Origin of the sequence: Kribbella sp. NBC_01505 (assembly GCF_045040285.1) — a bacterium.
Classification (GTDB): domain Bacteria; phylum Actinomycetota; class Actinomycetes; order Propionibacteriales; family Kribbellaceae; genus Kribbella.
Window position 1 is genome coordinate 1,316,757 of the sequence record NZ_CP109425.1, and the last position, 18,370, is coordinate 1,335,126.

An 18,370-nucleotide genomic window follows, 5' to 3' on the forward strand; every position below is an offset into this window, starting at 1 on the left:
CCCCGATGGCAGAGCCGAGTAGACTTGGTCAGGAAGAGCAGGGGACGCACACAGCAGCCGCCGCCCCCGGCGATGCCGCTGCACCAGGGGCGATCCGCACCCAGCCGGGCACGATCGTGCTCAACGCCGATCGCACCCCCGAGGAGCGTTTGCGACTGGTGATCGTGAACACCGGCGACCGCCCGGTCCAGATCGGCTCGCACCTGCACCTCCCCGACGCCAACACCGCCCTAGCCTTCGACCGCGAGGCAGCCGCCGGCTTCCGCCTCGACATCCCCTCCGGTACGTCGCAACGCTTCGAACCCGGAGCCTCCCGAGAGGTAAACCTCGTAGCCCTCAAAGGCAACCGCCTCGTACCAGGCATCCAGGTGAAGCGCCATGGTTGAGATTTCTCGGGCGGCTTATGCGGCTTTGTACGGGCCTACGGTGGGGGATCAGGTTCGGTTGGCTGACACCGATCTCTGGATCGAGGTGGAGGAGGACCGGACTGTTGGGGGTGAGGAGGCTGTGTTCGGGGGCGGGAAGTCGATCCGTGAGTCGATGGCTCAGGGGACGGCTACTCGGGCGGATGGGGCGCCGGACACGGTGATCACCAACGTGGTGGTGCTGGACTGGTGGGGGATCGTTCGGGCCGATGTGGGGATTCGGGACGGGCGGATCGTCGCGTTGGGTCGGGCGGGGAATCCGGATATCGCGGATGGGGTGCACCCGGCGCTGCGGATCGGGCCGTCGACGGATGTGATCGCTGGCGAGGGGCGGATCCTGACCGCCGGCGCGATCGACTCCCACGTGCACCTGTTGTCGCCCTCGCAACTGCACGAGGCTCTCGCGACCGGGATCACGACCGTGGCGGGCGGTGGGACCGGGCCCAGCGAGGGTTCGAAGGCGACGACCGTGACGCCGGGCGCGTGGCATCTCGAGAAGATGCATCGGAGTCTGGATGCGTTCCCACTCAACATTCTCCTGCTGGGCAAGGGGAACACGGTCAGCGCGGAGGCGTTGGCCGAGCAGGCGTTGGCGGGCGCGGCCGGGTTCAAGGTTCATGAGGACTGGGGTTCGACACCGGCCGCGATCGACACCGCGTTGCGGGCGGCCGACGACTGGGGGTTGCAGGTTGCCCTGCACGCGGACAGTTTGAACGAGGCCGGGTTCGTCGAGTCGACGCTCGGCGCGATCGCGGGCCGGTCGATCCACGCGTTCCACGTCGAGGGCGCGGGCGGTGGACACGCGCCGGACATTCTGTCGATCGCGTCGTACCCGCATGTCATCCCGGGTTCGACCAACCCGACGCTCCCGCACACGGTGAACACGGTCGCCGAACACCTCGACATGCTGATGGTCTGCCATCACCTGAGTCCCGACGTACCGGAGGATCTCGCGTTCGCCGAGTCGCGGATCCGGGCGACCACGATCGCGGCCGAGGACATCCTGCACGACCTGGGCGCACTGTCGGTCACGTCGTCGGACGCGCAGGCGATGGGCCGGATCGGCGAGGTGATCGCGCGGACCTGGCAGGTCGCGCACGTGATGAAGCACCGGCGGGGTGCGCTCGACGGAGGCTTGCCGGCCGACAACGAACGGGCTCGGCGGTACATCGCGAAGTACACGATCAACCCGGCGATTGCCCACGGCATCGATCACGAGATCGGTTCGGTGGAGGTGGGGAAGCTGGCGGATCTGGTGCTGTGGGATCCCCAGTACTTCGGGGTCCGGCCGCGCCTGGTGATCAAGGGCGGCGCGATCGCGTGGGCGGCGCTGGGCGATCCGAACGCGTCGATTCCGACTCCGCAGCCGGTGCTGATGCGGCCGTCGTTCGGGGATGCGATCGGTGCGGACCTGTCCGTGACGTTCGTGTCGCCGGCCGCGTTGGACGACGGATTGGCCGGACGGCTCGGGTTGCGGCGGCGGCTGCTTGGCGTCCGGCCGACGCGAGCGATCGGGAAGGCCGACATGAAGAACAACTCGGCCCTTCCGACGATCGACATCGACCCCGAGACGTTCGCCATCGCCGTCAACGGCGAACCCATCGAGCCCTCCCCCGCCACCGTCCTCCCCCTCGCCCAGCTCTACGCGATGTTCTGATGTACACGCTTCACGTGCTCGCGTCAGCCGGTGTTTTTTGGGTGCTATCCGACGAAAAATCACCGGCTGACGAGCGATCCCTCGAATGGGTGGCAACCAGCCGCCGATTGGGGATCCTGCGCGAGAAGAGACGCTGGTACGGCGGGATCGGTCGGCCGACTCGCCTGCGCGGGCGCGCGTCGTGTGGACCGGCCGCAGATCACGGTCGGCGCGGCGCTCGGGTCGGCGAGTTCTGTCCCGGTCCGAGCGGAAGCATCCGCACAACGGAGGCGCGCGTGGGGCGGTCAGGCGCTGGCGGCGCGTCCGGTGGGATGCAGCAGCGCGTGAACCGGCCGAATGCCGGCCGTGCACTCCGCGGGGTGGTTGGGTGAGTTCGGCTGAGGTTGTTGCGTTGATGTTGGCGGATGGGCGGTTGCCGACTGGCGGGCATACGCAGTCGGCAGGGCTGGAGCCCGCCGTACGGGCCGGGTTGGGGGCCGAGGGCAAGCAGTTGGCGGAGGTCGGCGCGTATGCGCGTGATCGGCTGCGGACGGTGACCCGGATCGAGGCGGCGGTCGCCGTACTCGCTCGTCACTACGCGCACCCGGATCGCCAGGCCATCACATCTGACGATGCAGAGTCGCGGCAGTCGGCGGACAACGGGCCGAAGGCAATTGTGATGGCCCCCAGGTTCGTACAACTCGAGGCGGCGTGGGCCGCGCGCACGCCGAGCCGGGCGTTGCGGACCGCGTCACGACGCCAGGGGCGGGCGTATCTGCGGTTGGCCGAGCGGGTTTGGCCCGGCGTACTGCAGCACCTGCCAAGGGATGGCGAGATCGCGCGCCCGGTCGTGATCGGGGTGATCGGCGCGGTAACCGGCCTGTCCGCGGCACAGGTTGCGCGATTGGTCGCGTACGACGATGCGCAGACGGTGGTCGCCGCTTCGCTGAAGTTGCTGCCGGTCGATCCGGCGGAAGCGGTCACGTGGCTGGCGGCGTCGCACGACGACATCGAACGGCTCGTCAACGACGTCGCGCCGCTGACCGACCTCGAGAAGATTCCCGCCGGCGGCGCACCACTGATCGACCAGTTCGCCGAGCAGCACGCCATCGAGAGAATGAGGTTGTTCCATGCCTGAAACGACACAGCCTGACACCACGACACGGTCGTTCCGGCTCGGCGTCGCCGGACCGGTCGGTACGGGGAAGAGTTCGCTGATCGCGACGGTCTGCCGCGAGCTCGCCGCCGAACTCCGGCTCGGCGTGATCACCAACGACATCTACACCGACGAGGACGCCCGCCTGTTGCGTTCGGCCGGCGTCCTCGACCCGGAGCGGATCCGCGCCGTCGAGACCGGGGCCTGCCCGCACACCGCGATCCGCGACGACGTCACCCCGAACCTGATCGCCGTCGAGGATCTCGAACGCGACTTCGCCCCGCTCGACGTCGTACTGGTCGAGTCCGGCGGCGACAACCTGACCGCGACGTTCTCCCCCGCGCTGGTCGACGCACAGATCTTCGTCCTCGATGTGGCCGGCGGTGGCGACGTCGCTCGCAAGGGCGGGCCCGGCATCGCCCGCGCGGACCTGCTCGTCGTCAACAAGACCGACCTCGCCCAGTACGTCGGCGTCGACGTACCGCAGATGGTCAAGGATGCCGAGGCGGCGCGCAACGGTAAGCCGGTGCTCGCGCTCTCGCGGCACGACCCGGAGTCGGTGGCCGCGCTCAAGGACTGGGTGCTGGCGATGACCAAGATCGTCCGGGACGGCAACCACACCCCGGTCGACCCCGGCCCGATGGCACCGCATTCGCACCTCGACGAGAACGGCGTCATGATTTCGCACACCCATGCCCACTCGCATTGAGGTCGTCGCCGACCCGGTTCGCGACCGCTGTGTGCTGATCACCGACCACTTGTCGCCACGTCGGCTCCCCGGGTCGGCAGGCGTCGTACGGGTTGCCCTGGTGGCGGCCGGTGCATTGCTGCTGGCCGGGGATCAGGTGCGGATCGAGGTTGTGGTGTCCGGCCCGATCCGCCTTGAGATCGTCGAGACGGCGGGGACGGTCGCGTACGCCATGCGCGGCGGGTCGGCGCGGTGGGACGTGGCGATCGAGCTGACCGGTGGCGCGAGCCTGCAGTGGTACGGCGAACCGTTCGTGGTCGCCGCGGACGCGGATGTCACCCGCTCGACGACCGTGCGCCTGGAGTCGGGGTGCACGGCCGAGATCCGCGAGTCGCTCGTCCTCGGCCGGTACGGCGAGGTCGGCGGCACGTTGCGTACGCAGACCCGCGCGTGGATCGGGGCGGAGCTGTTGCTGGCCGAGGACCTCGACCTCAGCCCGGAGAACCGCACCGGCTGGGCGATCCTCGGGCAGAACCGCTGCGTCGACACCGTGACCGCCCTCGGCCATCGCCTCCCTGAAGCACCGCACACCCTGCAACTGGAGGAGTGCGGGTCCATCGCGCGCCGACTGGTCGATCAGCAGCACGAGAGCGACCTCGGGCGGACCCCAGCCACTCACTAACCCTGTCAGATACCTCTACGCCAGGCTCAGCTGAGCCTGGGAATCGCCCGGCCGAGCAGGTTGGTCAGTGTTGGCGGTCCGCTCCATGCGCAAAGCGGGCGGCTGCGAGCCAGGGCGTTCTAGGATCGGCGGGTGCGCACACTTGATTCGGATGCCGCGTTCGAGCTGGCGGTTGAGCTGGCGACCAGCGGTGAACGGCGGATCCTCGGGATCTGTGGAGCGCCGGCGGCCGGTAAGTCGACGTTCGCGGAGCAGCTCGCGGAGCGGCTGACCAAGGCGGGGCACCAGGTGGCGTTGGTGCCGATGGACGGGTACCACCTGGCGCAGTCCGTGCTGGAGGAGCTGGGGCTGGCGTCGGTGAAGGGTGCGCCGCACACGTTCGACGGTCTTGGGTTCGTTGCCTTGCTCAAGAGGTTGAAGGAGGCCCCTACCGAGCAGATCTGGGCGCCGCGTTTCGACCGCGGGCTGGAGGATTCGATTGCCGCGAGCATCGGAGTCGCGCCGGAGGTCAGCTTGGTCGTGACCGAGGGCAACTATCTGCTGCTCGATGAGATGCCGTGGGCAACAGTCCGGACCGTGCTCGATCAGTGCTGGTACGTCGAGGTGTCCGAGGAGCTGCGGCATCGGCGGCTCGAGGCGCGGCACATACAGTTCGGCCGCAGCCAGGAGGAGGCGCACGAGCGCACCTTCGGCAGCGACGAACGGAACGCGCAACTGATCGCCGCGACCGCCAAAGCCGCCGACGCGATCGTCGAGCTCAGCTGACTCGCTTGATGAAGGCGGCGACGCCGTCGAGGTAGAGCTGCAGACCGAAGTCGAAGTCCTGCTCGCTGCTCTGCTCGAAGTCGCCGACGTGGTCGAAGACCCCCGCGTCCAGCACCCGCGCCAGCGCCGGCAGTTGCCGCGGGTCGATCACCCGCGCCAGCGTCGCGCCGTACTGGCGGAAGGCATCCGGGTCGTTGGCGAACCCCGCGGCGAGCTCCAGCGACATCCGGATCTCGCCCTGGACGTACGTCATCAGGCCCATCACGATCCCGACCTTCACCTCCTCCCTGAGACCGGTGCCCGACATCGCACCGAGACCGGAGTCCAGCCAGGCGAGATTGTTCGGCCCGGCGGGCGGTCCGGAGATCGGGAGCCGCGCGTACCAGGGGTGTTTGCGGACGGCGGTCATCACGGCGGCGGCCCAGAGCGTCAGCCCGGTCCGCCAGTCGACGTCGGCCGGTAGCGGTTCGGGCCGCTCGAGCGCCGCGTCCGACATCAGCACGAGGAGCTCGTCCTTGCTCTTCACGTGCCGGTAGAGCGCCATCGTCGAGTTGCCCAGCCGCTCGGCGACCCGCGCCATCGAGACCGCGGCCAGGTCGTTCTCCTCGTCGGCGATCTCGATCGCGGCCCGGACGATGTCGTCGAGGGTCAGCGTCGGCTTCGGCCCGCGCCGCGGGGTCTCCCGCAGTCTCCACATCAGGGCCACGTCGGCCGGCAGTTCGTCCACCACCTCAGTCTAGGGCTTACCCACCACTACTGCGTATCTGCTACGCTAATTAGCGTATTCAATACGCAGTAAGGAGGAGATCATGATCATCGAGGCCACCGCGGTACGGAAGTCGTACGGCACGACCGAGGTACTGAACGGGATCGACCTGGGCGTGCCGGAGGGCTCCGTGCTCGCCCTGCTCGGCCCGAACGGCGCCGGCAAGACCACCATCGTGCGGATCCTGAGCACGCTGATCCGCCCCGACGCGGGCAGCGCGACCGTCGCCGGGTACGACGTCGTCCGGCAGGCGAGCGCGGTTCGCGGCGTGATCAGCCTGACCGGTCAGTACGCCGCAGTCGACGAGAACCAGACCGGCCGGGAGAACCTGGCCATGGTCGGCCGGCTGATGCACCTCGGCCGGAGCGGAGCACATCGCCGTACCAGCGAACTACTGGAGCAGTTCGGGCTCACGGACGCGATGGACCGGCGCGTGAAGACGTACTCCGGTGGCATGCGCCGGCGACTCGACCTCGCGATGAGTCTGGTCGCGCGGCCGCGGGTGATCTTCCTCGACGAGCCGACCACCGGACTCGACCCGGGCAGCCGCTCGACGATGTGGGACGCGATCGGAGAGCTGGTCCGGGACGGGACCACGATCCTGCTCACCACGCAGTACCTCGAAGAGGCCGACCGTCTGGCCGACCGGATCGTGCTGCTCGACCACGGCCGGATTGTCGCCGCGGGTACGGCCGATTCGCTGAAGGCACGGGTGGGAGGTGAGCGGATCGAGCTGCGGTTCGCCACTGAGCCGGAGCTACTGAAGGCGTCCGCCGTACTGAGCGCAGTGCACGCCGGTGCGGTGCTGAGCGTTCCGTCAGACGGCAGTGCGACGCACCTGCATCAACTGCTGGACCTGCTGCGCGACAACGGCCTCTCTCCGGAGCGCGTCTCTGCACACCGCCCGACACTCGACGACGTCTTCCTCGCACTGACCGCCTAGGAGTTCACATGTCACACCAAGGTGTCGCCGCCGCACTGTCGGACACGGCGACGATGATCGACCGCAGTGTGCGGCTGGCACGCCGCAACCTGGACACACTGTTCGCTGCGATCCTGCTCCCGCTGCTGATGATGGCGTTGTTCGTGTACGTGTTCGGCGGTGCGATCAGCACCGGCACGCAGTACGTGAACTACGTCGTACCGGGCATCCTCCTCCTCACCACCGGGTACGGCGCCGCGTCGACCGCGATGGCGGTCGCGGATGACATGAACAGCGGCATGATCGATCGCTTGCGCTCACTGCCGATCCGCAGCATCTCCGTGCTCACCGGCCACGTCGCAGCGAGCGTCGCGCGCAACGCGTTGTCGACAGCGATCGTCGTACTGGCCGCACTCGCCATGGGCTTCCGGCCGAACGCCAACGTCGGTGAGTGGCTCGCTGCGATCGGACTACTGCTTCTGTACGTCGTTGCGCTGTCATGGCTGGCCGCTGGACTCGGAGTGATCGCGCGGTCGGTGGAGTCCGCCAGCACGATGAGTTTCTTCATGCTGTTCCTGCCCTACCTCAGTAGTGCGTTCGTGCCGGCGGAGACGATGCCGACGTGGTTGCAGCCGATCAGCAAGCACCAGCCGATCACTCCGGTGATCGAAACGGTACGTGGGTTTCTGACCGGCGCACCGGTTGGAAACAACGGCATCCGCGCACTCGAATGGTGCTGTGGTCTCCTCGTGTTCTCGGTGCTGCTGGCCACTTCGCTGTACCGGAAGCGGACCCGCCGTTGAGCGCACGAAACGCACCGCTCAGCGGACAGTCTTTCGGCGGGAAGCGAAATAGTTCGGACATGACCCCGCGAGATTGTTAATGTCCAAGTCCCCCCAACGTGTGGAGGTCCCACTCCCCCCGGGACCCACACGGACAAGCGCCCCGGTCATTGACCGGGGCGCTTCGTTTTACCCAACCTTCACAGTCTTCAGCCAACCGGCACAGTCGTCAGCCGGTCTTCACCGGGAGGCCTGTCAGCCCACGAGTCCGGATGGTGTCGCGCCAGCGCAGCTCTGACCGCGGTACGGCGAGTGTCAGGTCCGGGGCGTGGTCGAGGAGTGCATCCAGCGCGATGGCTACCTCCAACCGAGCGAGTGGTGCGCCGAGACAGTAGTGGATGCCGTGACCGAGTCCGAGCTGTCCACCGGCCGCCCGGTCGAGGTCGAACCGGTCCGCGTCCGGGAAGCGCTCAGCGTCGCGGTTGGCCGAGGCGAGACCGAGCAGCACAGTCTCCCCGGCCGGGATGACCACGCCGCCGATGTCGAAGTCCTCGAGCGGGAAGCGACGAATGGCAAGCGGCACCGGGCCGTCGTACCGCATCACCTCGTCGATCGCGGCCGGGATGAGTGAGCGGTCCGCACGGACCTGCTCCCAGCGACTGCGGTCGTCCAGCAGCGTCAGCGTGGTGTTGCCGATCAGATGCACCACGTTCTCGTAGCCCGCGAACAGGATCAGGAAGATCAACGACGTCAGCTCGTCGTCGCTCAGTCGGTCCTCCTGGTCGCGTGCGGCGATCAGATCGCTGGTGAGGTCGTCACCGGGCGCGGAGCGCTTCGCTTCGAGCAGTCCGGCGAAGAACCGCAGCATGGCGCCGATAGCGGCTCGCGCTTCGTCCGGTCCGGGCGGTGCCAGCATGGTGTCGGTCCAGGACCGGAAGTCGGGCCGCACATCGACCGGTACGCCGAGCAGGTCGCAGATGACCGTGATCGGCAGCGGTGCGGCGTACTCGGGGATCAGGTCGGCCGCACCGTGCGCAGTGATCGGTTCCAGCAGCGCATCCGCCGTACGGCGAATGGGATCGCGCAGCGCGTCGACCCGGCCCGCTGTGAACGCCTTGGCGACCAGAGTCCGGATCCGGGTGTGGTCGGGCGGATCCATGTTGAGCAGGTTTGCGTCTAGCGCCGGCGGGAGGCTCAGACCGCGGTAGTTGCCGGGGAGAGCGTTGCGCTTGTCCACGGACAGCCGCGGGTCCGCGAGCGCGCGGCGAACGTCGTCGTACCGGGTGACGAGCCAGGACGGGCTTCCGTCCGGTCCCTCAATGCGGTGTACCGGTCCGGCGGTGCGGAGTGCGGCGTAGGCGGCGTACGGGTCGGAGGTGTCGATCGTCACCGTCCCCAAGCTACCGACCGCCCGGTGCGGCGGGGAGGAATTGCATGCTGGCGCAATGTCGAATTCGGCGTTCCTGATCCGACGTATCAGTAAGAGCAACCAGAGGAGAGGGTCAGGATGAACGCCACCACCACCATGATCATCACCATGCTGGCCGAGGGAAACCCGGTCTGGTTCGTCGCAGCGATGGTGAACATGCGCAGTCACGACGTCTACGAGATCGGCTGCGCAGCCGGCTACCCGGACAAGTCCAAGCTCCGGTGCGCACTGCTGGCGGCGCGGCGCGCAGCTTAGGCTGCCCATGTGGAGCCTGTGAGTGTTGTCGACTATCAAACCGCGGGAGAGCCTTTCCGCATCGTCACTGACGGCGGTCCGACTGTTCCGGGCGCCACTGTGGCCGAGCGACGACTGACAGCACAGTCCACGCCCGCGATCGACGCCGTACGGCAGTTGCTGGTGAATGAGCCGCGTGGGCATGCAGACATGTACGGGTGCTTCGTCGTACCGCCTGATGACGCGGGTGCGCATTTCGGAGTGCTGTTCTGGCACAAGGACGGCTACTCGACCGCCTGTGGCCACGGAACGATCGCACTGGGCGCGTGGGCAGTTGAGAGCGGCCTAGTCCCCGCAGCGCCGGATGGCGAGACCGATGTGGTCATCGACGTACCGTCCGGGCGAGTGGTGGCGCGCGTGACGTGCACCGGCGGCAGGGTCGTCGACGTGGCGTTCCAGAACGTGCCGTCGTTCGTGCTGGCTCGCTCTGTGCCGGTAGCGGGTGTCGTCGCGGACATCAGCTTCGGCGGCGCCTTCTATGCCTCACTGCCGGCAGCATCCGTCGGTCTGACCGTCACACCGGAGCACTACGCCGAGCTGATCGCGATCGGCCGCCAGATCAAGTGGGCCCTGAACGACGTCGCCGTCCATCCGACCGATCCGCGATTGAACGGCATCTACGGCACCATCCTGTACGACGACCTCGGCGCACTGCACCAGCGGAACGTTGCCGTCTTCGCCGACGGCCAGGTCGACCGCTCCCCCTGCGGCTCCGGCACGTCCGCCCGGCTCGCTCTCCTGCACGCGGACGGCCGCGTGTCGCCAGGCGAGTCGCTACTCCACGAGTCGATCGTCGGTACGACGTTCCGCGGCCGCATCGTGTCCGACGGTCCCGCGGGGATCCTGACCGAGGTCTCCGGTCTGGCGTACCGCACCGGTACCGCGACCTTCACGCTCGACCCGCACGACCCCCTCGGCACGGGCTTCACGCTGCGCTAACGTCAGTCCCATGATCTTCATCACCGCGAAGTTCCGTGTGAAGCCCGAGTTCGCCGAGGACTGGCCGTCCATCGCCGCCGAGTTCACCGCCGCCACCCGCGCCGAGCCCGGCTGCCTCTGGTACGACTGGTCCCGCTCGCTGGACGACTCGAACGAGTACGTCCTGGTCGAGGCCTTCGCCGACGACGAGGCCGCCACGGCCCACGTCACCTCGGACCACTTCAAGGCCGCACAGCGCGACCTGCCGCCGCACCTGGTCGAGACTCCGCGCATCGTCAACTTCAAGGTGCCGCAGGACGACTGGTCCGAGCTCGGCGAACTCGCCGTCAAGTAGCTCGTGTCGATCTCAGGCACCCAGAGCTACGCAGGAGCCGACGTCCCCGAGCTCGTCACCGCTGCAGTGAACCTCGCGGTCGAGCTCGGGTTCACTTCGTCCTGCCGCCTTGAGCAGGGGCGACTGCTGACCGCGCTGGCGTCCGGAGCGACCAATGTGATCGGTGAGACCGGCACTGGGTGCGGAGTCGGCCTTGCGTGGCTGGTGTGCGGTCGACGCCCCGGTGTGCGCATCGTCAGCATCGAACGCGACGCAGAACGGGCGGACCGGGTACGGCGGTTGTTCGCAGACATACCCGATGTCGAGGTGCTGACTGGCGACTGGACCCTGGTCACCGAGCAAGCGCCGTACGACCTGCTGGTGCTGGACGGCGGCGGAAGCCTGACGGACGACTCCGGCATCGATCCGTCCCTCCTGGTGCACCCCGGAGGCACCGTGGTGAACGACGACTTCACTCCGATCACCCAGTGGCCGCCGGTCCACGACGGTGCCGTCGACGCCGAACGGCTCGCCTGGCTGACCCACCCGGGCTTACTCGCAACTGAGATCCGCGTCGCGCCGGACCTGTCCACGATCGTCGCTACGCGCCGGCCTTAGCCGCGGCGTCCTCGATACGCGCGTAGTTGGCCTCCCACCAGGCCGCGTCGTGGTCGGGCAGGTTCGAGTTCCCCGGCAGCATGCCGGTGGCCCCGTCCAAGCCTTCCCGAAGGATGTCGGCGTGGCCTGCATGGCGGCTGGTCTCGGCAAGGACGTGGACGAGGATCGAGTGGAGAGTCACATCGGGGCTGCCCCACCAGGACACGTGCCCGGGCGCGTCGAGGCGTAGCGCGGCTATGGTCGCGTCAGCGTGGGCGCAGACGCGGTGGTAGCGATCCACGACCTCCGCACGGGACTCGTGTTCGGTGGCCCAACTGTCGTCGTTGGGCTCGGCCTCGTCGTCCCACCACGGCAGGTGCTCCGGGAACGGCCGGCCGAAGGTGTCACCGAAGTAGCGGGCCTCGACGATCGAGAGGTGCTTGATCAGCCCCAGCAGATTGGTGCCAGTGGGCGTCAGCGGCCGGCGGATCTGGTACTCCGTGAGCCCGTCGAGCTTCCACACCAACGCACCACGCGCTTCACGAAGGTACTCCTGCAGCATCGCCTTCGGATCAGTCATGCACACACGTTAGACACGGTGGAGGTAACCAGTGGTTCAGCTGACTGTCGCCTCGCTCAACACGCGCGGGATGCCGCTGCGCGGTTCGCGGCTTGGTGAGCGGTACGCCGCGATCGGCGGGGTGTTCGAGGCGTCGGAGGTGGACGTCGTGAACTTCCAGGAGGTGCTCACCTACTACCACCTCCGGCAGCTACTGCGCGCGATGCCGTCATACCGGTTCGTCAGCTTCCGCAGGTCACTGGCCGGGCCGGCGGGCGGACTGCTGACCCTGTCCCGTACGGCGATCGCCCGCACCGACTACGCGCGTTTCCCACTACCGGCCGTGGCGAGTGCGGTCGGATTGCCGCGGCTGTCACGGCGAAAGGCGCGGCTGAAGGGTGTGCTGGTCACGAGCCTCTCAGGCGTCGCGGTGGTCAACACCCACCTGCTGGCCAACTTCGACGGCGACTGGTCCGAGACCAACCGCTACTACCGGCTCCAGCACGAACAGCTGTCGACGCTCGGTCGCGTTGTAGCAGCCGTCACCGAGCCTGCCGTCATCTCCGGCGACTTCAACATCGCCCGCGACAGCCGCCTCTACCGGAACTTCCTCCGCGACACGGGCCTGCGCGACGCCTTCGGCAACGACTGCCCGCCCACCTTTCACGCGTTGTATCTCCATTCCAACCAGACAGCCCACTGCATCGACTTCATGCTCCTCTCCACCCCCGCAATCACCGTCAACTCCGCCCAACTGACCTTCACCGCCCAACTCCCCATGCCAGGCGGCCCCGACTACCTGACCGACCACTTAGGCCTGCAGGCGCGCGTCACGCTCTAGAGCTACGGTCGCGGGATGGATGTTGACTGGGGTGCCGAGGTAGTCGATCAGCTTGAGGCGCACTGGCGGGACCAGCTCCGGCCTCGGTTGGACGGACTCACCGATGACGAGTACTTCTGGCAGCCGGCCCCGGAGCCGGTGACCACCATTGCGTGGCGGCTCGCGCATGTGTGCGATGTGCTCGCCTCGACCAGCAGCATGCATTTCGGGCGTGCGGCAACCACGACGCCGACGTACCCGTATGCAGGTAGTGCCCAGGAAGCGCTGCGGCAGTTGGACGACGAGTACGCGCTGTGGATTGCCGGTGTGCGTGGGTTGGGGATGGCGGGGCTCTCCGAGCCGCAGGGTGCGCCGCCTGCGTTCGCGGAGGCGCCGGTCGCGAAGCTGATGCTCTACATCAACGTCGAGGTGATTCACCACGGGGCTGAGATCTGTCTGCTTCGGGACCTTTATCTGCAGAAGACGTGAAGGCGGGAGTGGCAGCCTAGGGTGATAGATCGGTAGCTGGTCGATCATGGAGAGTGGAGGGAATGTGCTCAGGACTGCTGTCACCCTTGCGAGTTGCTCGGCGGTTGTGGTTGCCGGAGCGACGCTGGGTGTGCCCGCGCGGAGTGAGGTGCGTACTGAGGAGACGCGGACCGTCCAGGTGTGGCTGAAGCCGGATCTGGCGGGCGCCGCGCGGTTCGCCTTGGCGGTGTCCACTCCGGGGAGTCCACAGTTCCATCGCTACTTGAGTCCGAACGAGTACACGGCTCGGTTCGGACCGTCCGCTGCGTCGGCCAAGGCAGTCGCTGACAACCTGAGCAGGAGCGGGCTGAGCGACGTACAGATCAGTAATGGCCGGGACCACGTGTCGGCAACCGCTCCGGTGGCGAAACTGCAGTCTGTGCTCAGCGAACGCGGGTCGGACGTTCTCGCGGTGACCGGATTGGGCAGCACCTCGCGCGTGATCGCCGCTTCGACGTCGAAGGCAAAAGCACCGACGTGTTCGCACTACTGGGCAGAGCACCTGCAGACCTTCAAGCCGTCGTACCGGGGACTGACCAAGGCGCCGCTGCCGATCTGCGGCTACTCCGCCAAGCAGCTGCGCACCGCGTACGGCGCTTCGCGAGCCTTCAGCGGCAAGGGGCAGACCGTGGCCCTGACCGAGCTCGGTTTCGGAACCTCGATGCAGAAGGCCATGCAGGAGTGGGCGAAGCGGAACGACCTGCCACCGCTGAAGCCCGGCCAGTACCGGGAGCAGACGGCGGGGCGCCCGTGCCCCACCGCGAGCACCCGCAGCGCGAATCGGTACGACGACGAGGCCGAGATGGACTCGCAGGCCGTCTACGCGATGGCGCCGGACGCGAAGCAGTTGGTGGTCGTCGGCAACGGTTGCGGTGAGGACGAAAGACTGCTGAACGCCGTGCACGGCGTACTGATGGGCGACGGCCACCGGCCGAGCGCCACGATCGTCTCCAACTCGTGGGGGATCCCGGGCGACGGTGACACGGGGAAGACTCTGCACGCGCTCACGCTTCGAGCCGCAGCCGAAGGGGTCGGCCTGTACTTCGCATCCGGCGACGCAGCCACTCTGGACGCGGTTGGGGAGCAGCCGTTCGCAACGGCCGTCGGCGGCACGACCCTCGGCCTCGGCGCGCGCAACGAGCGGGTGTTCGAAACCGGCTGGTCGAACAACACCATCTCGCTCGACGACGGCAAGTGGAACGACCTGGGTGCCGGCAGCGCGGCCGGCGGTGGGACCAGTCTCGACTTCGCACAGCCTGCTTACCAGAAGGGCGTCGTACCGGCCTCGATGTCGCACGTCCGGGTCCACGGCAAGACGCTGGTCAACCGCGCAGCGCCCGACATCTCGGCCCTCGCCGACCCCAGCACCGGCATGCTGGTCGGCCATCTGGACGACAACGGCCGCTACCAGACCCAGTCGTCCGCGGGCACCAGCCTGGCCACTCCGCTGATCGCAGGTCTCATCGCCGGCGCGCAGCAGGGGCGGCGAGTGCCCTTCGGCTTCATCAACCCCGTCCTCTATCGCCTGCACGGGACTCCGGCGATCCGCGACGTCCTTCCGCAGACAGCCAAGACACCGCAGCAGAACCGGGTCGCCTACACACCGGCCACCAGTGACTACACCCCGAGCCTGGAGTTCTTCGACTACCAGGGACCTGGCACGAATCTGGTCACCGCGAAGGGCTACGACACGATGACCGGCCTCGGTACGCCGAACGGCCTCTACTTCACCCTGGGGCTGCGCCTCGCCGCCAAGTGACCTGAGGTACGACGAAGGCCCGGACCCTGATGGTCCGGGCCTTCTGACGTCTCGGGGCTACGTCACTAGAGCTGGCTTTTAAGGTAAGGGTTACCTAATATTGCGCGAAGGTCCCTGCCTCGACGGAGCGCGGCCTGATCACCCCTGCAGAAGATCGGAAAGCACACCCATGAGCACGACACCCCTGAGCCGGCGCGGCGCAGCCCTGACCGCCGCGGTCCTGAGCCTCGCGCTCGTCCTCACGGCCTGCGGCGGCGGCGATGACAAGGCCGGCGGCACGACCGGCGACAAAGCCGCCGCGACCCGCACCGTCAAGGCCGGCAACGGCGACATCGCGGTCCCCACCAACCCGCAGCGGGTCGTCACGATCGGCAACACGGACCTGCCGTTCATCGACATGGGTGGCAAGCCGGTGGGCGTCACCGGGGTGGCCGACTCCGAGCTCAACCTGCTGCCGGAGGACCAGCGCGCCACGTTCAAGAACGCCACGAACCTCGGTGACGAGGTGGACCTCGAGAAGGTCGCCGGCCTCAAGCCGGACCTGATCCTGGTCCAGATTCCCGATGCCGAGTTCAAGAAGATGGAGAAGCAGCTCGCGACGATCGCCCCGACCGCCTTCTGGGGGCTCGACACCGAGTGGAAGGCACTCGCCGAGGGGCTCGCCGAGGCCGGCAACGTGAAGGATTCGCTCACCCGGCAGAAGGCGGACTTCGAGGGCAGCGTCGCCAAGCTGAAGCAGACGTACGCGGACCTCATCAAGACCACCAAGTTCGTCAATCTGGACCGCTACGCGAGCTCCGATCCCGGGACGTACGTCATCGGGGACATCGGGTGCGTCGAGATCGCCCAGGACGACGTCGGCCTGAACTTCCCCAAGGCGGCCGCCGGCAAGGACCCCTTGGCCTACGAGAACCTGCCTTTCGAGCAGCTCTCCAAGCTGTCCACGTACGACGTGATCACCTACCCCGCCGACGACAAGGGCCAGCCGACCGAGCTCTTCGCGCCGGTGGTCGAGACCAACACCTGGAAGGCGCTGCCGACCGTGACGTCGGGTCGTGCGCTCGGCGTCTTCTGCCCCGGCAACAACTCGTACGGCGCCGTCCTGCGGTACCTGGGCTCGCTCGACAAGGCGCTGGCGACCCTGCCACCCAAGAAGTGACAGCTCTCGACCTGCGACGACCCGCCGATCCGGGCACCGTAAAGGGGTCCGGATCGCGGCGTCGTCCGATCGGCCTGGTCATCGCGCTCGTGGTGCTCCTGGTGTTACTGGTGGCGAGCGTGCTGATCGGGTCGACCGCCATCTCGCCCGCCGTGGTGTGGAAGGCCCTGTTCCATCCGTCGAACGACATCGATCAGTTCGCGATCCGGGACTTCCGGCTGCCGCGCACCGTCGTCGGACTGGTCGTCGGTACGGCGCTGGGGGTCGGCGGCGCGTTGATCCAGGCGCTGACCCGCAATCCGCTGGCCGATCCGGGCATCCTCGGAGTAAACGCCGGTGCCTCCTTCGCGGTGACAGTCGCCGTCGGGCTGCTCGGAGTCCGCAACATTCAGGGCTACATGTGGTTCGCCTTCGGCGGCGCGCTGATCGTCACCCTGATGGTGCTCGCCCTCGGATCGACCCGGCGCGGCCAATCGCCGGTGATGATGGTTCTCGCCGGGGTCTGCGTCGGCGCGGTGCTCGGTGGTGCCGGCTCGGCACTCGAGCTGACCAACCCGGACGCGTTCGACGCGATGCGATCCTGGAACGCCGGTTCGATCGTGAGCCGCCCGCTCGACCTGGTGTGGCCGCTCCTGCCGTTCTTCGCGATCGCGCTCGTCCTGGCCTTCGCGGTGTCCGGCCCGCTCAACGCCATGGCGCTGGGTGACGAGCTGGCCGTCGCCCAAGGCGTCCGGCTGGTACGCACCAGGATCCTCGCGATCATCGCGCTGACCCTGCTCGCCGGCGGCGGTACGGCGATCGCCGGGCCGATCGGCTTCGTCGGGCTGATGGTCCCGCACGTCGCGCGCTGGATCGTCGGCCCGCACCAGCGCTGGATCTTCGCCTACAGCGTGGTGCTGGCCCCGAGTCTGCTGCTGGCCTCCGACATTCTCGGGCGGGTCGTGATGCGGCCCGGCGAGATCCCCGTCGGCATCGTCACCGCCTTCGTCGGCGCCCCCGTGCTCATCGCGCTGGTGCGGCAGAAGAAAGCGAGCGGGCTATGAGCGCGCCCAGCGGACTCGATCCGCACACTGATTCCTCCCGGACCGCCTGGTCGCCGGGGACACGTCGCGTGCACTTCGGGCGGCGGGTGCTGGTGCTGCGGCGTCGGAGAATCGCCGTACGGCTCGAGTGGCGCTCGGTCATCATCTGCTCGGTCCTCACCCTGGCGATCGCCTGCATGGCTGTGCTCGCTCTGATGACCGGCTCGTACCAACTCAGTCCAGGACAGGTGGTCTCCTCACTGACTGGTGGGACGACCGGGCTTGTCCACAACATCGTGGTCGAGTGGCGGCTGCCGCGCGTGGCAGCGGCGCTGGTGTTCGGCGCCGCGCTGGGAGTGAGCGGGGCGATCTTTCAGTCGACGCTGCGCAACCCGCTCGCGGACCCCGGCATCATCGGCTTCTCCCAGGGCTCCTACACCGGGGCCCTGATCGTGATCCTCGTCGTGAACGGCACCTACTGGCAGCTGGTCGGCGGAGCGCTGGTCGGCGGAATCGCCACAGCTATCGCCGTGTACCTGCTCGCCTACCGGCGAGGCGTGCAAGGGTTCCGCCTGATCATCGTCGGCATCGGCATCTCCGCGATGCTCGGCTCGATCAACACCTGGCTGATCCTCAAGGCCGACCTGGACCAGGCGATGGCCGCCGCGACGTGGGGTGCCGGAACGCTCAACGGCGTCGCCTGGCCCCAGGTCGCCGTCGGTGGCGCCTGCATCGCCGTACTCCTGCTGCTGGCGGCGATGTCGAGCCGGCCGATGCGGCAGCTGGAGCTGGGTGACGATGCGGCCGCCGCCCACGGAGTGCGGGTCTCAGCGGTTCGTCTCGCCCTGATCGTGCTGGGGGTCGCGTTGACGGCGACGGTCACCGCCGCGTCGGGCCCGATCGCGTTCATCTCCCTGGTCGCGCCGCAGATCGGACGCCGGCTCACCCGGAGCGCAGGGATCACCCTCGCTCCCGCCGCCCTGGTCGGCGCGCTGCTCTGTCTGGCAGCGGACTACCTCGCCCAGCACGTCGCACCAACCCCGTTGCCGGTCGGCATCATCACCGTCATGCTCGGCGGTGGCTACCTCGGCTGGCTGCTGATCACCGAAGCCAGGAGACGCCTGTGACC

The 18,370-nt window shown here is 68.0% G+C and carries 21 protein-coding genes; 18 read left to right on the plus strand and 3 right to left on the minus strand.

Annotation, left to right across the window (positions count from 1 at the left end; all coding sequences use genetic code 11):
• Positions 1-5 precede the first annotated feature (5 nt).
• The 6 genes from ureB to OG474_RS05895 all read left to right on the plus strand — a co-directional run bounded on the left by ureB (position 6) and on the right by OG474_RS05895 (position 5,352).
• A complete protein-coding gene (gene ureB / locus OG474_RS05870) occupies positions 6-386 on the plus strand; it encodes an urease subunit beta (protein ID WP_405061170.1) in 381 nt (126 codons plus the stop codon).
• Positions 379-2,082: an urease subunit alpha gene (locus OG474_RS05875; RefSeq protein WP_405061171.1), complete on the plus strand. Its 1,704-nt coding sequence runs from the start codon at positions 379-381 to the stop codon at positions 2,080-2,082. The genes ureB and OG474_RS05875 overlap by 8 nt, the downstream gene beginning before the upstream one ends.
• Positions 2,083-2,449: 367 nt before the next feature.
• Positions 2,450-3,199 (plus strand): urease accessory protein UreF, encoded by a 750-nt coding sequence (locus OG474_RS05880; protein WP_405061172.1) that lies wholly within the window; start codon positions 2,450-2,452, stop codon positions 3,197-3,199.
• Positions 3,192-3,926 carry an urease accessory protein UreG gene (ureG, locus tag OG474_RS05885; protein WP_405061173.1) on the plus strand — a complete coding sequence of 245 codons (735 nt, stop codon included), beginning with the start codon at positions 3,192-3,194 and terminating at the stop codon, positions 3,924-3,926. The genes OG474_RS05880 and ureG overlap by 8 nt, the downstream gene beginning before the upstream one ends.
• Positions 3,910-4,587 carry an urease accessory protein UreD gene (locus tag OG474_RS05890; RefSeq protein WP_405061174.1) on the plus strand — a complete coding sequence of 226 codons (678 nt, stop codon included), beginning with the start codon at positions 3,910-3,912 and terminating at the stop codon, positions 4,585-4,587. Before ureG ends, OG474_RS05890 begins: the two co-directional genes overlap by 17 nt.
• Positions 4,588-4,719: 132 nt before the next feature.
• Positions 4,720-5,352, plus strand: coding sequence for a nucleoside/nucleotide kinase family protein (locus OG474_RS05895; RefSeq protein ID WP_405061175.1), 633 nt, complete (start codon positions 4,720-4,722; stop codon positions 5,350-5,352).
• Here the strand turns inward: OG474_RS05895 and OG474_RS05900 are convergent.
• Complete coding sequence (locus OG474_RS05900) at positions 5,345-6,079, minus strand: TetR/AcrR family transcriptional regulator (RefSeq protein WP_405061176.1); 735 nt, start codon at positions 6,077-6,079, stop codon at positions 5,345-5,347. The genes OG474_RS05895 and OG474_RS05900 overlap by 8 nt on opposite strands.
• 82 nt (positions 6,080-6,161) lie before the next feature.
• On the opposite strand from OG474_RS05900, the gene OG474_RS05905 reads away from it, so the two are divergent.
• On the plus strand, positions 6,162-7,061 hold the full coding sequence (locus tag OG474_RS05905) for an ATP-binding cassette domain-containing protein (RefSeq protein ID WP_405061177.1): 900 nt from the start codon (positions 6,162-6,164) through the stop codon (positions 7,059-7,061).
• An 8-nt stretch (positions 7,062-7,069) separates the two neighbouring features.
• Complete coding sequence (locus OG474_RS05910) at positions 7,070-7,843, plus strand: ABC transporter permease (RefSeq protein WP_405061178.1); 774 nt, start codon at positions 7,070-7,072, stop codon at positions 7,841-7,843.
• A gap of 208 nt (positions 7,844-8,051) precedes the next feature.
• Here the strand turns inward: OG474_RS05910 and OG474_RS05915 are convergent, their stop codons facing one another.
• Positions 8,052-9,212, minus strand: a complete 1,161-nt coding sequence (locus OG474_RS05915) for a cytochrome P450 (RefSeq protein ID WP_405061179.1) — start codon at positions 9,210-9,212, stop codon at positions 8,052-8,054.
• Positions 9,213-9,329: 117 nt separating this feature from the next.
• Here OG474_RS05915 and OG474_RS05920 point away from each other — a divergent pair, with 117 nt between their 5' ends.
• From OG474_RS05920 to OG474_RS05935, 4 genes are read left to right on the plus strand one after another with little or no spacing between them, the layout of a single operon-like run.
• A complete protein-coding gene (locus OG474_RS05920) occupies positions 9,330-9,506 on the plus strand; it encodes a hypothetical protein (protein ID WP_405061180.1) in 177 nt (58 codons plus the stop codon).
• A gap of 9 nt (positions 9,507-9,515) precedes the next feature.
• On the plus strand, positions 9,516-10,484 hold the full coding sequence (locus OG474_RS05925) for a proline racemase family protein (RefSeq protein WP_405061181.1): 969 nt from the start codon (positions 9,516-9,518) through the stop codon (positions 10,482-10,484).
• Positions 10,485-10,494: 10 nt separating this feature from the next.
• Entirely contained in the window at positions 10,495-10,818 is a 324-nt protein-coding gene (locus OG474_RS05930; protein WP_405061182.1) for a putative quinol monooxygenase, read from the plus strand.
• Between the two features lie 3 nt (positions 10,819-10,821).
• Positions 10,822-11,415 (plus strand): O-methyltransferase, encoded by a 594-nt coding sequence (locus OG474_RS05935; protein WP_405061183.1) that lies wholly within the window; start codon positions 10,822-10,824, stop codon positions 11,413-11,415.
• On the opposite strand, the gene OG474_RS05940 is transcribed toward OG474_RS05935, so the two are convergent.
• The gene (locus tag OG474_RS05940; protein WP_405061184.1) at positions 11,399-11,974 is read right to left on the minus strand and encodes a DinB family protein; all 576 of its coding nucleotides are present in this window, start codon (positions 11,972-11,974) and stop codon (positions 11,399-11,401) included. The genes OG474_RS05935 and OG474_RS05940 overlap by 17 nt on opposite strands.
• A gap of 31 nt (positions 11,975-12,005) precedes the next feature.
• On the opposite strand from OG474_RS05940, the gene OG474_RS05945 reads away from it, so the two are divergent.
• The 6 genes from OG474_RS05945 to OG474_RS05970 all read left to right on the plus strand — a co-directional run bounded on the left by OG474_RS05945 (position 12,006) and on the right by OG474_RS05970 (position 18,368).
• Positions 12,006-12,794 carry an endonuclease/exonuclease/phosphatase family protein gene (locus OG474_RS05945; RefSeq protein ID WP_405061185.1) on the plus strand — a complete coding sequence of 263 codons (789 nt, stop codon included), beginning with the start codon at positions 12,006-12,008 and terminating at the stop codon, positions 12,792-12,794.
• A 15-nt stretch (positions 12,795-12,809) separates the two neighbouring features.
• Positions 12,810-13,262, plus strand: coding sequence for a DinB family protein (locus OG474_RS05950; RefSeq protein WP_405061186.1), 453 nt, complete (start codon positions 12,810-12,812; stop codon positions 13,260-13,262).
• Positions 13,263-13,410: 148 nt separating this feature from the next.
• Positions 13,411-15,060, plus strand: a complete 1,650-nt coding sequence (locus tag OG474_RS05955) for a protease pro-enzyme activation domain-containing protein (protein WP_405061187.1) — start codon at positions 13,411-13,413, stop codon at positions 15,058-15,060.
• Between the two features lie 169 nt (positions 15,061-15,229).
• Positions 15,230-16,219: an ABC transporter substrate-binding protein gene (locus OG474_RS05960; protein WP_405061188.1), complete on the plus strand. Its 990-nt coding sequence runs from the start codon at positions 15,230-15,232 to the stop codon at positions 16,217-16,219.
• Positions 16,216-17,262 carry a FecCD family ABC transporter permease gene (locus tag OG474_RS05965; protein WP_405061189.1) on the plus strand — a complete coding sequence of 349 codons (1,047 nt, stop codon included), beginning with the start codon at positions 16,216-16,218 and terminating at the stop codon, positions 17,260-17,262. The genes OG474_RS05960 and OG474_RS05965 overlap by 4 nt, the downstream gene beginning before the upstream one ends.
• Positions 17,259-18,368, plus strand: a complete 1,110-nt coding sequence (locus OG474_RS05970) for a FecCD family ABC transporter permease (protein WP_405061190.1) — start codon at positions 17,259-17,261, stop codon at positions 18,366-18,368. Before OG474_RS05965 ends, OG474_RS05970 begins: the two co-directional genes overlap by 4 nt.
• The last annotated feature ends 2 nt before the right edge of the window (positions 18,369-18,370 follow it).